The sequence below is a fragment of the Porticoccus hydrocarbonoclasticus MCTG13d genome, assembly GCF_000744735.1.
Lineage (GTDB): Bacteria > Pseudomonadota > Gammaproteobacteria > Pseudomonadales > Porticoccaceae > Porticoccus > Porticoccus hydrocarbonoclasticus.
Genome location: NZ_JQMM01000001.1, coordinates 431,977 through 448,460, shown reverse-complemented (window position 1 = coordinate 448,460; position 16,484 = coordinate 431,977). Strand labels below are relative to the sequence as shown.

The window sequence follows — 16,484 nt, the reverse complement described above, 5'->3', positions numbered from 1 at the left end:
GGACAGAGCCCGTTTATTGGCCCGAGGTTTGCGTTATTATAGGTAGCTCAATCCAGGCATAACAGGAACATTTATATCGTGATCAAAGTAGGTATTGTTGGCGGGACAGGTTACACCGGCGTTGAATTGTTGAGATTGCTTGCGGTTCACCCCGATGTGGTGGTGACGGCAATCACTTCCCGTGGTGAGGCCGGGCGGCCCGTAGCCGAGCTGTTTCCAAATCTTCGCGGGCACTTTGACTTGTGCTTTACCGATCCTGCCGCCGGCGATCTCGATCACTGTGATGTGGTCTTTTTCGCCACTCCGCATGGCGTTGCCCAGCTGACAGCGCCCGGCCTGCTTGAGAAAGGTGTGCGGGTGATTGACCTGTCAGCGGATTTCCGGATCCGCGATGTGGCCCTTTGGGAGACTTGGTACAAGCAGCCCCATACTGCTCAGGAGCTCGTGTCCGAGGCTGTTTATGGCTTGCCGGAACTGAATCGCGAAGCGATCCGGCACGGTCGTCTGATCGCCTGTCCCGGTTGTTATCCAACCAGTGTTCTGCTCGGTTTTCTGCCCCTGCTGGAGCAGGGTCTGGTGGATCAGGGAGACTTGATTGCAAGTTCGGCCTCCGGTGCCAGTGGTGCCGGGCGTCAGGCGAGTATCGGAACGTCGCTGGCTGAAACCAGTGATAATTTCAAGGCGTATGCTGTTCCCGGTCACCGGCACTTGCCGGAAATCAGGCAGGGTCTGGAGGACATTGCGGGATCCGGGGTGGGGCTGACTTTTGTGCCACACCTGCTGCCCATGATCAGGGGTATTCATTCCACGCTCTATGCCAACTTGCTGGAGACCGAGGTGGATTTACAGAGACTCTATGAAGATCGCTTTCGGGATGAACCTTTTGTTGATGTGATGCCGGTCGGTAGCCATCCTGAGACGCGCTCGGTTCGCGGTTCCAATGTTTGCAGGATAAGCGTGTTTCGGCCGGAGAATGGAAAAAAGGTTGTGGTGTTGGCGGCCGAGGATAACTTGGTAAAAGGTGCCTCAGGCCAAGCTATCCAGAACATGAATATCATGTTTGGTCTTTCAGAGAAGGCCGGTTTACTGGCGCCTGCACTGCTCCCCTGATGTCCAGAACAGAGCCGGAGCAGTTAATCGTCAGGCCCCACAGGCCAGGCCATCGACGGTTGGAACTGGTGCTTTGGGTGTTGGCTGTGACTGTCGCCTGTGGTGTTGGTTTTTTGCTGGGGGGCGGGTTTTTTGATCGGACCGTGATCGATGGCCGGGCTTTGGCCAGAGAGCTTAAATCGGTCCGTGAGCAGAATTTGCAGCTGCAGCAGCAGCTGGCAAATGCAGAGCTTGGTGCCCAGGTTGATGCAACCTCTCTGGAATCCGTCAGAAAGCTGGTTACCTCTTTGCAGCAAAAATTGGCCGCGAACGAAGAGGAGCTGGGTCTGTATCAAAACCTACTGCAGGAGAACGACAAAGAGGCTGGCCTGCGAATCGGCAGGCTTGTGCTGAAACCCGGCGGGAAAAACGGGATGGTGGCTTACCGTTTGATTGTTCAGCAAAAAGCGGCAAATCTGAAGCAAATCAAGGTGAATGTCGTTATTCGTGTAGAGGGTCTCAGTGACGGCCAGCCGTTCGCTGTAGGGTTTGACACGCTGGATGCCGAGGTCGATACGTTGCCGTTACAGGCTACGTTCAAATATTTTCAAGTTCTGGAAGGCAGCATACGGATACCTGCTGGTTTCCAGCCATTGACGGTGTTGGTGAGTGTGTGGAAAGACGGTGCCGAAAATACCCGCGTGGAGCGGAGTTTTGATTGGCAGCTGAATGAGGCTTGATGAGGTGGATCATGAGAAAGAAAACAACCCCGGCACCCTTTGCAGCGGGTGCGACAACACTGGTAGCCGGAGGGACTTCCGTAGTAGGTGATATTCATTTCGCTGGAAATCTTGAGGTGGAAGGCCATATTACCGGCAATATCAAGGCTGATGATGGTGCCGATGCGCGGGTTCGTATCCTGCCGCAAGGTCGAGTGGTGGGCGATATTACTGTTCCGGTGGTTGTCATAAATGGCCGCATTGAAGGCAATATCTACTCCAATCATCAGGTAGAGCTGGCGGCGAAGGCGGTGGTGGATGGTGATTTGCACTATTGCCTGATCGAAATTGAGAAAGGCGCTCAAGTTAACGGCAATTTTGTCCATCAAAGCCAGACTGATCCAGAGTCTGCAGCCCCTTCAGAAGAGAATGCGCCGGAAGTCGCCGCCGAAGTTTCGTTGGAAAAAGCCTAAGCCACTAGGCAGCAGAGCCATGCTTCATGATAGAATACCTGAGTGGAATGCTTGGGTATTGTTGGTTAATGCATTCCTTACGATTCATTCAGGAGCATGCATGTCAGGTATTGCAACATTTACACCGATGCCTTTATACATTTCGGACAACGCGTCCGAAAAGGTGAAAGCGCTTGTCGAAGAAGAGGGAAATCCTGATCTCAAGTTGCGGGTATTTGTCACTGGTGGTGGCTGCTCGGGGTTTCAGTACGGGTTTAGTTTTGATGAAGTTACTGCGGAAGACGATACCCTGGTCAGCAAGGATGGCGTGGCTGTGGTTGTGGATCCGCTCAGTTTTCAGTATCTGTCGGGGTCAACGGTTGACTATGAAGAGGGCTTGCAGGGTTCGCGCTTTACGATAACCAACCCCAATGCCACTACCACCTGTGGGTGTGGCTCCTCATTCTCTGTCTAGTTGGCTGGAATTCAGAGTGTTTAAAATATACGCCCTTAAATATTGACGTTATGTTGCCAGTTTCCTGTCTTGGATTGAGCGGGATGGCCTGGTAAAAGTGGCTGAGATGTTTGTGCCCTCGGGCTGCTGAGCAGCGTTACTGTTCTGGCGGTGCTATTGCCCTTCTGCTCGCCCACCACATTTCAAGAAATCATTTTAACGACCGTGCTTTCTAGTAGTGCCTCAGCTTGCTCAGGCGGGATGAATGGCGCCTAAAACGGAGGCTGTTGAAGCCCCGGTTACGGTAGGTTCATTCCCCGGTTTGCCGGCAAGGGTTTGCTGAGCAAGCCAGGCAAAGGCCATCCCCTCTACCCATCCTGGCAATATTCCCAAAGCTTCTGTCGTGCTTACCTGTATGGGCTCCAGCAGTGCACTGATGCGGCTGACAAGGGCGCCGTTATTGGCGCCGCCACCACAAAGGTAGGCCTCTGCTATTGGCTTATGAGATTTTCTGACACTCGCGCTGATGGTCTGTGCAGTAAATTCGAGCAGCGTGGCTTGCAGGTCAGCCGGCTCCATTGAATCCCCGAAGCGGATCAATTGCTGTGACAGCCACTTGGGGTTAAACAGCTCTCTGCCGGTACTCTTGGGGGGGCTTTTGAGTAGGTAGGGCGTCTTTAAAAACTGTTCTAGCAAGGGATGGATGACACGGCCCTCGCTGGCCCACTGGCCGTTGTCATCGTAGGCTTCGCCAAGACACTGCAGAATCCAGCTATCCATGAGTCCGTTCCCTGGACCGGTATCGTAACCCAGTGGGCTGGACACGCCATCGCCGTAAAGCAGGGTAATATTGGCAATCCCGCCGATATTGATGATGACCCTCGGTGTTCCGGGTTTCTCAAATGCTGCGCGGTGGAAAAGCGGGGTCAGCGGTGCGCCCTGCCCACCAAGTGCAATATCTCGTCGGCGAAAGTCGGCAACCGTAGTGATGCCCGTCAGGTGGGCAATGGTGTTGGGATCGCCGATTTGCAGGGTGAATGGGTGTATGTTGTTGCCCCGTTCTGGGGGAAGATGACGAATAGTTTGACCGTGGCTACCTACGGCGATCACTTGACTGCTGTTAATGGACTCCCTGTGAAGTAGTGTGTTGACAGCATTGGCAAAACGAATCCCCAGCTCCCGGTCCAGTTGCCCCATACGAGAAATCTCATTAGGGCCGGGGGTGGCCAGTTCGTGAATGTCGTTTTTGAGGTCGGCTATCTCGCAACTGAATGTAGCCAGAAGACGGTGTTGTCCGTCTGAAAGGTCGGCTAAAACGGCATCTATGGAGTCGGCACTGGTGCCTGACATCAAGCCTATGTAAAGTTCTCTGTCAGGCATTTATTGTGCGATCAATCGGTTTGAGAGGGGTTGTTGTCGGTGAGCAGGGCCACTCTGAAGCTTTGACGGTTTTGTGCCAGCCGGGTCATTAATGTCTTGGTGGCACTGACGAACCTGGCTTTTTCCGCCGGGTCTATGGGTTGAGCCTTGGGGAGTGAAACGGTACGCGGATTTTGGTGCACACCATTGACCAGAAACTCGTAGTGCAGATGCGGCCCGGTTGAATAGCCCGTGGAGCCCAGGGTGCCGATGACCTGGCGCTGTTTTACGTGCTGGCCCTGCTTCACGGTGCGTTTGTCGAGGTGCAGGTACTTGGTTGTGTACCCTTGACCATGCTGAATAAAGACGTAGTTGCCATTGGCTTTACTGTATGCGGATGCGATGACCTTGCCCTCACCAGAGGCAAAGATCGGCGTTCCCCTTGGTGCCACATAGTCGACGCCGCGGTGGGCACGAATACTCTTGTGGATGGGGTGCATCCTGCGCAGATTGAAATTAGAGCTGATTCTTGTGAAATCCAGTGGTGCGCGTAAAAAGGCTTTGCGCATGCTCATGCCATCGGGGGTGTAATAGCTCGCTATCCCTTTGCTGTCTTCGTAACGAACCGCCTGGAATGTGTTGCCCTGATTGGTGAATTCCGCCACCAGAATATTGCCGGTACCAATTTTTTCACCATCCAGGTATTTTTCTTCATATAGCACCGAGAACTTGTCGCCTTTGCGGATATCGAGTGCAAAATCCACATCCCAACCAAAAATATTGGCAATTTCCATGATGGTGTTATGGGGTAGATCAGCCCGTTCGCCAGCCAAAAACAATGAATCCTCAATGGTCGATTCCCGATAGGCATTTATAACATCGGGTTGACGCACCACATGCTCGGCACTGAAAGCTGGACCATCGGTTTCCGGCTGTTTAGTGAATACGTAGGATTCGAGTCTGGATTTATTGTAGATCAACTGGCCCAGCGACCCGGACTCATTGAGTCCAAACAGAAGCTCTTCACCCGGGCGCATCCTGGTCAATGGTTTGGTCAAGGGGGACGATGACATCAATCGGTAAACGTCCCTGGCGCTCAGCGAAACCTGTTGAAACATGGTCGACAAATTTGAGCCACTGCGCACAGTGGCGGTCGACCAGGTCAGCTTATCTGCAGGACCAGAGCTGTTTTCGGGGCGGTCTTCTGCAGGCGTTGTCGCGCTGTTGGCATCAGTGAGCGTAGCCGTTGGCTCGTGAGACAACAGGTTAGTGCTCTCCTGGAAGGTTAAGTCAATGGCGGCGGCCTGACGATTGGCTTCGACCTCTTCGCTGGGCAATACAGACAAGCCGATGAATATGGCCGCAGCCAATGAACCGAGTATTACCAAATGGTGACGGGAGTGTTTTGCCGCTAGCAGCTGGCGTCCAATTGTTTCGCTTTTGGTGTTTGATGTGAATCTGGCTTGGCTCATGATAATTCAATAATCGTCTTAGGTTATTGGTTTAAGGCATCAATATATAACAGAAAGTCTGCCAGTCCCACCTTCGCCAACTGGTTTTATCTACCTCGATACTTGTTTTTGTGAACGGATAAGGTAATGTTTGCCCCCTTCAAAAGCATCCATTTGGGATTGGCAGCATGTCTGAAAATGCCCTGAATTTAATCGCAGAGTTGCAGTCCAGAGGGCTGGTCGCCCAGATGACAGGTGATGGCGCGCTTGTTGAACACTTGGCTGGCAGCTCCCGTGCCGTTTATTGTGGCTTTGACCCAACCGCTGACAGTCTTCATATAGGGAGTTTGGTGCCGCTATTGGCCCTGCGCAGGTTTCAGCTTGCCGGGCACAAGCCCATAGCACTTGTGGGCGGTGCCACCGGTCTGATCGGGGACCCGAGTTTCAAGTCCCAGGAGCGCAAACTCAACACTGCTGATGTGGTCGAGGGGTGGGTTGAGTCTATAAAAAATCAGGTCTCGCGTTTCATTGATTTTGATAAAGGCATTTGTGCAGCAGAGGTCGTGAATAATCTGGACTGGATAGGGTCGATGAATTTGCTGACGTTTCTACGTGACGTTGGCAAGCACTTTTCAGTCAATAATATGGTGAATAAGGAGTCGGTCAAGCAACGGCTTGGCCGGGAAGGTGAAGGCATCTCCTTTACCGAGTTCACCTATATGTTGCTGCAGTCCTACGATTTTGCCGAGTTGAACCGGCGTTACAATTGTACGGTTCAGCTGGGAGGCTCTGACCAGTGGGGCAATATCACCGGCGGCATCGACCTCACCCGGCGACTGAACGGCGAGCATGTTTACGGCATGACGTTGCCATTGGTGACAAAGTCAGACGGTACAAAGTTTGGTAAAACAGAAACAGGTACTATCTGGTTAGATCCGGCTAAAACATCGCCCTATGCTTTTTATCAGTTCTGGATAAATACAGCCGATGCGGATGTCTACAAATTCCTGCGTTATTTTACTTTCCTGCTCTCGAGCGATATTGAGGAAATAGAGAGGGCTGATCAGGAGTCGGGGGGAAGGAGGTCCGCGCAGGGCCTGCTTGCCCGGGAGCTGACGGAGCTGGTTCACGGGCGTGAAGGTGTGGCGGCTGCCGAAAGGATAACCCGGGCGCTTTTCACAGATGGCCTGGATGAGCTCTCTGAGGGTGATCTCGAGCAGTTAAAGCAGGATGGCATGCCGGCCAGTAACTTAAGTGCTTCAGATGTACACGATAAACCGCTGACCGGGTTGTTGGTAGACTGTGGGCTGGCTAAGGCTGGAAGAGAAGTTAAAGACGCACTGAGTCGGTCGGCGGTGTGGGTTAACGGTATTGCCAAAGATGAGGCTGACAATCTTTTGGCCAGTCATTCTTTTGCGCCTGACCATGCGTTATTTGGTCGCTTCTTTATCGTCAAGCTGGGCAAGAAAAAATACCATCTGCTTGAATTGGTTTAGAAATATCCCCCCTGACATAAACATCGATAGCCTTCCTATGTGTTCGGGTTGCCTGGGCGATTTTGGCACAAGATAAAAAAAGTTTATAAAGGCGTTGACGGGTAGAAATAAATCGCTAGAATGCGCGCCTCGGTTCAGGGTGAAGCCCGGGATTTGAGAGTTCAACGGCTAGCAAGTTTTTTGAAGAAAGCCGTTGACAACAAGGTTTAAAGCGCTAGAATGCGCGTCCGCTTCGGGTAACACGGAAGCGGGGTTAACTAGGAAAGCAGGCATGAATTTGCCAAGCAAGATTAAATGCTTAAACCAGTTGACATTAAGGCGGCGATGATTAGAATACGCAGCCCGCTCAAAGCACAGAGCAACCGTTCTTTAACAATAGATCAGATAATGCGTGTGGGTGCTTGCTGAGACGATTCGAGTGATAACGAATCATCAAACGCAAGTAACTCATCAATTCATACGATTTGGTAAGCCAAAGTGTTTGAGCCAAGTTTTTGAGTAGTATCGCGGGTTTTCGTGAAACTGCTCCCTCTTATCGAAAGGTAGAGGTTAAAGATTAAACTGAAGAGTTTGATCATGGCTCAGATTGAACGCTGGCGGCAGGCCTAACACATGCAAGTCGAGCGCGAAAGTTTCTTCGGAAGCGAGTAGAGCGGCGGACGGGTGAGTAACGCGTAGGAATCTACCCAGTAGTGGGGGACAACTCGGGGAAACCCGAGCTAATACCGCATACGCCCTAAGGGGGAAAGCAGGGGATCTTCGGACCTTGCGCTATCGGATGAGCCTGCGTCGGATTAGCTTGTTGGTGAGGTAATGGCTCACCAAGGCGACGATCCGTAGCTGGTCTGAGAGGATGATCAGCCACACTGGGACTGAGACACGGCCCAGACTCCTACGGGAGGCAGCAGTGGGGAATATTGGACAATGGGGGAAACCCTGATCCAGCCATGCCGCGTGTGTGAAGAAGGCTCTAGGGTTGTAAAGCACTTTCAGTAGGGAGGAAAAGTTGATAGCTAATAACTGTCAGCCCTGACGTTACCTACAGAAGAAGCACCGGCAAACTCCGTGCCAGCAGCCGCGGTAATACGGAGGGTGCGAGCGTTAATCGGAATTACTGGGCGTAAAGCGCGCGTAGGCGGTTTGATAAGCTGGATGTGAAAGCCCCGGGCTCAACCTGGGAACTGCATCCAGAACTGTCTGACTAGAGTACAGTAGAGGTGAGTGGAATTTCCTGTGTAGCGGTGAAATGCGTAGATATAGGAAGGAACATCAGTGGCGAAGGCGGCTCACTGGACTGATACTGACGCTGAGGTGCGAAAGCGTGGGGAGCAAACAGGATTAGATACCCTGGTAGTCCACGCCGTAAACGATGTCTACTAGCCGTTGGGGTCCTTGAGACTTTAGTGGCGCAGCTAACGCAATAAGTAGACCGCCTGGGGAGTACGGCCGCAAGGTTAAAACTCAAATGAATTGACGGGGGCCCGCACAAGCGGTGGAGCATGTGGTTTAATTCGATGCAACGCGAAGAACCTTACCAGGTCTTGACATCCTCGGAACTTTCCAGAGATGGATTGGTGCCTTCGGGAACCGAGTGACAGGTGCTGCATGGCTGTCGTCAGCTCGTGTCGTGAGATGTTGGGTTAAGTCCCGTAACGAGCGCAACCCTTGTCCTTAGTTGCCAGCGCGTAATGGCGGGAACTCTAAGGAGACTGCCGGTGACAAACCGGAGGAAGGTGGGGACGACGTCAAGTCATCATGGCCCTTACGACCTGGGCTACACACGTGCTACAATGGTCGGTACAAAGGGTTGCTAACCAGCGATGGGGCGCCAATCCCAAAAAACCGATCGTAGTCCGGATCGGAGTCTGCAACTCGACTCCGTGAAGTCGGAATCGCTAGTAATCGCGAATCAGAATGTCGCGGTGAATACGTTCCCGGGCCTTGTACACACCGCCCGTCACACCATGGGAGTGGGTTGCAAAAGAAGTGGCTAGTCTAACCTTCGGGGGGACGGTCACCACTTTGTGATTCATGACTGGGGTGAAGTCGTAACAAGGTAGCCCTAGGGGAACCTGGGGCTGGATCACCTCCTTAATCGATACACCGAACGTTTCAGTCAAGTACTCACACGCATTATCTGATCAATGGCTAGAGCAGCATGCGATTGCTTTAAGCAACCGCACACCCTTTGGGTATACAGTGGGTCTGTAGCTCAGTTGGTTAGAGCGCACCCCTGATAAGGGTGAGGTCGGCCGTTCAAATCGGCCCAGACCCACCAAATCCTGTATTAAACAATAGGTTGCTATGGGGCTATAGCTCAGCTGGGAGAGCGCCTGCCTTGCACGCAGGAGGTCAGCGGTTCGATCCCGCTTAGCTCCACCACTTCCACTGTTTTGCTGCTCTTTAGAAGTCAGTATTAAGTTATTTTGGATGGCTTAATACTGGTTTTTTGCCAGACGTTCTTTAAAAAGATAAAAATGTTAAAGCTGTACTAATAAGGCGAGTGTATTCTTGAATACACCTGTCCGGCGAGTACTTGCTATCAAAAAAATAGCAAAGTCATAATTCGTAAATGCAGTCGTTTGTCTTATATGGTCAAGCGACTAAGCGCATACGGTGGATGCCTTGGCAGTTGGAGGCGATGAAGGACGTAGGAGCCTGCGATAAGCTTCGGGGAGCTGGCAAACAAGCTTTGATCCGGAGATTTCCGAATGGGGAAACCCACCCGTCATAAGGCGGGTATCATGCACTGAATACATAGGTGTATGAGGCGAACCTGGGGAACTGAAACATCTAAGTACCCAGAGGAAAAGAAATCAATTGAGATTCCCTAAGTAGCGGCGAGCGAACGGGGAGTAGCCCTTAAGCTCATTACATTTTAGTGGAAGGTTCTGGAAAGTTCCGCAATAAAGGGTGATAGCCCCGTACACAAAAGAATGTTTTGAGTGAAATCGAGTAGGTCGGGACACGTGTTATCTTGACTGAACATGGGGGGACCATCCTCCAAGGCTAAATACTACCAACTGACCGATAGTGAACCAGTACCGTGAGGGAAAGGCGAAAAGAACCCCTGTAAGGGGAGTGAAATAGATCCTGAAACCGTATGCGTACAAGCAGTAGGAGCAGACTTGTTCTGTGACTGCGTACCTTTTGTATAATGGGTCAGCGACTTACTTTCAGTAGCAAGGTTAACCGATTAGGGGAGCCGTAGAGAAATCGAGTCTTAATAGGGCGTTTAGTTGCTGGGAGTAGACCCGAAACCGGGCGATCTATCCATGGGCAGGTTGAAGGTTGGGTAACACTAACTGGAGGACCGAACTCACTAATGTTGAAAAATTAGGAGATGACCTGTGGATCGGAGTGAAAGGCTAATCAAGCCCGGAGATAGCTGGTTCTCCTCGAAAGCTATTTAGGTAGCGCCTCGTGTCTCACCACCGGGGGTAGAGCACTGTTTGGGCTAGGGGGTCATCTCGATTTACCAACCCCATGCAAACTACGAATACCGGTGAGTGCAATCACGGGAGACACACGGCGGGTGCTAACGTCCGTCGTGAAAAGGGAAACAACCCAGACCACCAGCTAAGGTCCCAAATATCAGTTAAGTGGGAAACGATGTGGGAAGGCAAAGACAGCTAGGAGGTTGGCTTAGAAGCAGCCATCCTTTAAAGAAAGCGTAATAGCTCACTAGTCGAGTCGGCCTGCGCGGAAGATTTAACGGGGCTCAAACTGATAACCGAAGCTGTGGATGCAAGCTTGCTTGCATGGTAGAGGAGCGTTCTGTAAGCCGTTGAAGGTGAACTGTGAGGTTTGCTGGAGGTATCAGAAGTGCGAATGCTGACATGAGTAACGATAAAGGGGGTGAAAAACCCCCTCGCCGGAAGACCAAGGTTTCCTGTCCCATGCTAATCAGGGCAGGGTTAGTCGGCCCCTAAGGCGAGGCCGAAAGGCGTAGTCGATGGGAAACAGGTTAATATTCCTGTACCTCTTGTTACTGCGATGGAGGGACGGAGTAGGCTAGATCAGACGGGCGATGGTTGTCCCGATCTAAGCAAGTAGGCTGAGGACTTAGGTAAATCCGGGTCCTTAAGGCTGAGATGTGATGGCGAGGCTCTCTTTTGAGCCGAGTGATCGATGCCATGCTTCCAAGAAAAGCTTCTAAGCTTCAGGTAACAAGAGACCGTACTCTAAACCGACACAGGTGGTCAGGTAGAGAATACCAAGGCGCTTGAGACAACTCTGGTGAAGGAACTAGGCAAAATGGCACCGTAACTTCGGGAGAAGGTGCGCTGCTGATGGTGATCGGACTTGCTCCGTAAGCTGTTGGCAGCCGAAGTGACCAGGCCGCTGCGACTGTTTATTAAAAACACAGCACTCTGCAAACACGTAAGTGGACGTATAGGGTGTGACGCCTGCCCGGTGCCGGAAGGTTAATTGATGGGGTTAGCTTCGGCGAAGCTCTTGATCGAAGCCCCGGTAAACGGCGGCCGTAACTATAACGGTCCTAAGGTAGCGAAATTCCTTGTCGGGTAAGTTCCGACCTGCACGAATGGCGTAACGATGGCGGCGCTGTCTCCACCAGAGACTCAGTGAAATTGAAATCGCTGTTAAGATGCAGCGTTCCCGCGGCTAGACGGAAAGACCCCGTGAACCTTTACTATAGCTTGGCACTGAACTTTGAACCTATTTGTGTAGGATAGGTGGGAGGCTTTGAAGTGTGATCGCTAGATTGCATGGAGCCAACCTTGAAATACCACCCTGGTATGTTTGAGGTTCTAACCTTGGCCCGTTATCCGGGTCGGGGACAGTGTCTGGTGGGTAGTTTGACTGGGGCGGTCTCCTCCCAAAGAGTAACGGAGGAGCACGAAGGTACCCTCGGCATGGTCGGAAATCATGCTATGAGTGCAAAGGCATAAGGGTGCTTGACTGCGAGACTGACACGTCGAGCAGGTACGAAAGTAGGTCTTAGTGATCCGGTGGTTCTGTATGGAAGGGCCATCGCTCAACGGATAAAAGGTACTCCGGGGATAACAGGCTGATACCGCCCAAGAGTTCACATCGACGGCGGTGTTTGGCACCTCGATGTCGGCTCATCACATCCTGGGGCTGAAGCCGGTCCCAAGGGTATGGCTGTTCGCCATTTAAAGTGGTACGCGAGCTGGGTTTAGAACGTCGTGAGACAGTTCGGTCCCTATCTGCCGTGGGCGTTGGAGATTTGAGGAAAGCTGCTCCTAGTACGAGAGGACCGGAGTGGACGAACCTCTGGTGTTCGGGTTGTCACGCCAGTGGCATTGCCCGGTAGCTACGTTCGGACAGGATAACCGCTGAAAGCATCTAAGCGGGAAGCCCCTTCCAAGATTAGATCTCCCTGGGACCTTGAGTCCCCTAAAGGGCCGTTGAAGACTACGACGTTGATAGGCTGGGTGTGGAAGCGCTGTGAGGCGTTGAGCTAACCAGTACTAATTGCCCGTGAGGCTTGACCATATAATAGAAATGATTGCATTACGGACATGTGTCCCAAGAATCACTCGCTGCTTTAACATTTTTATCGACTTAATTTGAGTGCAAGGCAATAGTCGTCTTCAATTGACTGGTTTAGCCGGTCTGATTGCTTTGTACTTTAACCAGTTTTCCTGACGACAATAGCAAGCGTGAACCACCTGATCCCTTCCCGAACTCAGAAGTGAAACCGCTTAGCGCCGATGGTAGTGTGGGGTTTCCCCATGTGAGAGTAGGTCATCGTCAGGTTCTATCCCAAGGCCCAATCGTTAGCTCGGTTGGGCCTTTTTATTTTCAATTTAGTTGGTTTGATGGGGTAAGCACCCTAAGTCGCAACGGACAGTTGATGCTTTATTTATGCCCTTATTTTAAACTGGATTAAAGTGGTAGCTGTTCATTGTCGCCGAAGCATCAATGGCTGATATTCTTCAGGGTGTGGGCGAGCTCCTGGAGCCAGTGTTTCTTTATGCGTTGATTCCGAAATTTTCCGTTAAAGCTTTAGATATAACTATTCTGCATCGGTTTTCCAGGCGTTGATGCTGGTATTGCATCGTTGGCGTGAATACCTGGCTTGCGAACAGGGTATGTGCTCGAATATCGTTGTCTTCAACAGCAATTTTTTTGAGCCGGGTGTCCCCTTCTTCCAAAGTGTTTAGGGGGTGGGCTTCAAAGACCATAAGTCCGCTGTCCTTCTTTCGTCAGGTGTAGAATATCGCGCCCGAAATGTTGTATTCCCGCGAGCTGGCTGTCGCAGAACCAGCCTCGGTTTCAAGTTTTTCAGTGAATAGCTTCTTCATGTTCATCATCCTATCTGGTGACGAACATTACTAAGATCATGATGGTTTAAGAAATTGAATATAGGTCTAAATGGTTAGATTTGTGCCAAAACGTTCTATTTTATGCTCATTTGAAGATGGTTTTGTATGTAGTCCCATATCGAGCGATGGGCTGGAAACAACTAACTGCTGGGATTGGTCCAGATAAATTCTGATATTATTTATCGGTTTGGTATAGTTATATTGTGTTGCCATTGCACACATTAAATTAACAATATATCTTCATTTAAGACGCTTTATATGCTCTAAAATATGCGTCAATATAATTAAAATTTTTTCAAGTCTGCAGTGCAGTGATTATTATTCTGTTTGATTAGGGGAGTGGGAAGGTGGAGAGCTTTTATGAGAACCACAAACCTGAGCATGCAGAGTCAATACTTTCTTTTTTGGCAGTTCTTCATGATCCAATAATAGCCATTAAGGAGAATGGCAAAATCGTACAGGTGAATAAGAAAGCCCAGGAATTATTTGGCTACCACCGAAACGAATTTCTTGAAATGACTGTTGAAGACCTGCTGCCTTCAAGGCTGCGTCAACTATACAGCCGCTTCAGAGAAATTTTTCTAAAAAAAATTTCTACTGGCCCCGTGAGGAAATCCCGGAAACAATACGCCCTATTTAATAGAATGGGCGAGAAAATATATGTCGAGGTGTTCCTGAGTCCGATAATTGGGCCAGAAGGTAATATCACAATTGCAACCATACGTGATGTTACTACAGAGACTGTTGGTCGAAGAGCACTGATAAACGTTATGAAGGAAAGTTTTTCAAAGACTCGACAGGATTTCTTCGACTCCTTGGCTCTTTTCCTCGCGCGTGATCTGAAAGCTCAGTGGGTTGCAATTGGGAAACTGGCGGCCACGAAAGATGCTATCCAGACAATTAGTTTTCTATCCAGTAGCCAACGCGTTGATAACATCTGTTATCCACTAGCTGGCATGCCTTGCAATGCGACGATTAAAAACGATGATTGTCTGATTCTCGATCAGCTCTATCAGACATATCCGAACACCCTGTTGCTAGCGCAACAGGATGGGTGTGCGCATGCATACGTTGGTGTCTGCTTATATTCGTCGTCGGGCGAAATTCTTGGCCTGATCAACGTACTTTACGATGCTCCAATAGATTCTTCCCAAGCGGAGCTGGCTCGGCATCTTCTGAGGATCGTCGCCCTTCGAGTTGCCCCGGAAATTGAAATACTCAGTAATCAGGAAAGCTTGAGTAAACTGTCTGCTGTGGTGGAGTCCAGCCCAAATGCGGTTGTTATAACAGACAGGGAAACCAGAATTGAATATGTTAACCCGCGATACTGTGAAATGAGTGGTTATATTCAGGAAGAGCTTATTGGTAAAAAAATGAATATTAACAGTTCGGGCAATACACCTAAAAAAACCTATAACTCACTGTGGCGTAAACTTGGGGCCGGTGATCAGTGGCAGGGTGAATTAGAAAACGCGAGGAAAGACGGAAGTACCTACTGGGCACGAAGTCAGATATTTCCAATTAAGGATCAAGACGGCTGCACTATTAATTTTGTAGGTATACAAGAAGATATCTCAAAAGCCAGGGCGCTAACCAAACAGTTAAAATACGAAGTATCGCACGACCACTTAACAGGCCTCGCGAACCGAAAGGCATTTGAGTTAAAACTTGATCAGGCAGTGTCCGCAGCCAAACAAAATGGATCCATTCACTCGTTATGTTTCATAGACCTTGATCATTTCAAGGTCTTGAACGACACCGGTGGGCACTTGGCAGGAGATCTGTTGCTCAAGGGTGTAGGGCAGGTTTTGAAGGGGGGAATCCGTGCCAAGGACGTTGCAGCTCGCCTGGGTGGAGATGAGTTTGGTCTTATTTTATTTGATTGCGACTCTATTCATGCAGACAAAATAGTGTCCAATATATTAAATAGCATACAGAAGTTGGAGTTTGTCTGGGATGACAAATCCTATGTTGTTGGTGCCAGTATCGGTATTGTAGAAGTATCCGGACATGAACATGATTCTGCGGAGTTGCTCAAACAGGTTGATGTGGCATGTTATAGCGCAAAAGAGCAGGGAAAAAACAGAATCCATTTTTATCATGAAGGCTCGCAAGGCGTGTCCCGGCACAGAACAGAAGTTGACTGGGTGCCGAAGATTAACGCCGCATTGGCTGATGATCTATTCAGAATTTATTTGCAGCCTATTGTCCCGTTAAAGCGGCATGCGGAAAAAATAAAAGGGGAAGTCTGTCATTTTGAGGTATTGATTCGGCTCCCTGATGGCGTAACCGGTGAGATAATTTCACCGGCCAGTTTCCTGCCCTCTGTGGAGCGCTTCAATCAATCTGCAAGACTGGATCGCTATGTGATCAACAAGGTATTCGACTGGATCAAGTGTAACCCGAAACGAATTCAACAAATCGGTGGGTTTAGTATCAATCTGTCGGGTGCGTCTATTGCTGATCAATCGCTGCTCGATTTTATTATTGCAGAACTTGAAAGCGGATCTATAGCCCCTGGAAAAATCAAGTTTGAGGTTACTGAAACCGCCACCATTAGGAATATTGCCGAAGCTTGCTATTTCATGAAGTCCATAAGGGCAACAGGTGCACAAGTTGTGTTGGATGATTTCGGCAGTGGTTTTTCATCGTTTCCTTACCTGAAGTCCTTACCTATCGATATGTTGAAAATTGATGGTTCCATGGTCAAAGATATAGCGAAGGATAAGGCCAGTTATACGATGGTCAAGATGATTAACGATCTGGCGCATGCCTTGGGGTTCCAGACTGTGGCGGAGTATGTTGAAAGCAAAGCTATTCTGGATGTTCTGATAGAGATTGGTGTTGACTATGCGCAAGGTTATGAAATTGCTCGTCCCGCGCCTTTGGAGGACGTTTTGCGCGAATAATTTTCGAATGATTTTTGGAATATCGCAGGCCAGGTTTAAATCATTGGATAGTGCGTGCACTTCCAGCTGAAACTCAAAAGTAAAACCACTTTTGTAGTTAGGCCCTTTCTTGCCGTAAAAAAAGATTTCTGTCACGCCCTTCTCAAGAAAGTCTCCTGAATGTCTGTCGTGTATAACTACCTTATTCGTATTATCGTTTGCCTCTCTCACTTTTTATTTCGGGCATAATGCTGAATAGTGT

At 50.0% G+C, this 16,484-nt stretch carries 8 protein-coding genes, 2 tRNA genes and 3 rRNA genes; 11 read left to right on the top strand and 2 right to left on the bottom strand.

Features of this window, described 5'->3' with window-relative positions; all coding sequences use genetic code 11:
• Positions 1 to 78: 78 nt before the first annotated feature.
• The 4 genes from argC to erpA all read left to right on the top strand — a co-directional run bounded on the left by argC (position 79) and on the right by erpA (position 2,735).
• On the top strand, positions 79 to 1,110 hold the full coding sequence (gene argC / locus U740_RS02190) for an N-acetyl-gamma-glutamyl-phosphate reductase (protein WP_036858699.1): 1,032 nt from the start codon (positions 79 to 81) through the stop codon (positions 1,108 to 1,110).
• Positions 1,110 to 1,829: a DUF6776 family protein gene (locus U740_RS02185; RefSeq protein ID WP_036858698.1), complete on the top strand. Its 720-nt coding sequence runs from the start codon at positions 1,110 to 1,112 to the stop codon at positions 1,827 to 1,829. The genes argC and U740_RS02185 overlap by 1 nt, the downstream gene beginning before the upstream one ends.
• 11 nt (positions 1,830 to 1,840) lie before the next feature.
• Positions 1,841 to 2,281, top strand: a complete 441-nt coding sequence (locus U740_RS02180) for a bactofilin family protein (protein WP_036858696.1) — start codon at positions 1,841 to 1,843, stop codon at positions 2,279 to 2,281.
• A 100-nt stretch (positions 2,282 to 2,381) separates the two neighbouring features.
• Positions 2,382 to 2,735, top strand: coding sequence for an iron-sulfur cluster insertion protein ErpA (gene erpA, locus U740_RS02175; protein WP_036858695.1), 354 nt, complete (start codon positions 2,382 to 2,384; stop codon positions 2,733 to 2,735).
• A 231-nt stretch (positions 2,736 to 2,966) separates the two neighbouring features.
• Here the strand turns inward: erpA and U740_RS02170 are convergent, their stop codons facing one another.
• Both U740_RS02170 and U740_RS02165 read right to left on the bottom strand, forming a co-directional pair.
• Positions 2,967 to 4,094, bottom strand: coding sequence for an anhydro-N-acetylmuramic acid kinase (locus U740_RS02170; protein WP_036858694.1), 1,128 nt, complete (start codon positions 4,092 to 4,094; stop codon positions 2,967 to 2,969).
• A gap of 11 nt (positions 4,095 to 4,105) precedes the next feature.
• Complete coding sequence (locus U740_RS02165; protein ID WP_051921129.1) at positions 4,106 to 5,545, bottom strand: peptidoglycan DD-metalloendopeptidase family protein; 1,440 nt, start codon at positions 5,543 to 5,545, stop codon at positions 4,106 to 4,108.
• Between the two features lie 167 nt (positions 5,546 to 5,712).
• Between U740_RS02165 and tyrS the strand changes: the two genes are divergently transcribed.
• From tyrS to U740_RS02125, 7 genes are all read left to right on the top strand, one after another.
• Entirely contained in the window at positions 5,713 to 7,020 is a 1,308-nt protein-coding gene (gene tyrS / locus U740_RS02160; protein ID WP_036858693.1) for a tyrosine--tRNA ligase, read from the top strand.
• Between the two features lie 558 nt (positions 7,021 to 7,578).
• Positions 7,579 to 9,114 (top strand): 16S ribosomal RNA (locus tag U740_RS02155).
• A gap of 107 nt (positions 9,115 to 9,221) precedes the next feature.
• Positions 9,222 to 9,298 (top strand) — tRNA-Ile (locus tag U740_RS02150).
• Between the two features lie 28 nt (positions 9,299 to 9,326).
• Positions 9,327 to 9,402: transfer RNA gene (locus U740_RS02145), tRNA-Ala, on the top strand.
• Between the two features lie 211 nt (positions 9,403 to 9,613).
• Positions 9,614 to 12,501 (top strand): 23S ribosomal RNA (locus U740_RS02140).
• 148 nt (positions 12,502 to 12,649) lie between these two features.
• Positions 12,650 to 12,765: ribosomal RNA gene (gene rrf / locus U740_RS02135) — 5S ribosomal RNA — on the top strand.
• The 16S, 23S and 5S rRNA genes sit together here with 2 tRNA genes alongside, the layout of an rRNA operon.
• A 916-nt stretch (positions 12,766 to 13,681) precedes the next feature.
• The gene (locus U740_RS02125) at positions 13,682 to 16,243 is read left to right on the top strand and encodes an EAL domain-containing protein (RefSeq protein WP_051921128.1); all 2,562 of its coding nucleotides are present in this window, start codon (positions 13,682 to 13,684) and stop codon (positions 16,241 to 16,243) included.
• The last annotated feature ends 241 nt before the right edge of the window (positions 16,244 to 16,484 follow it).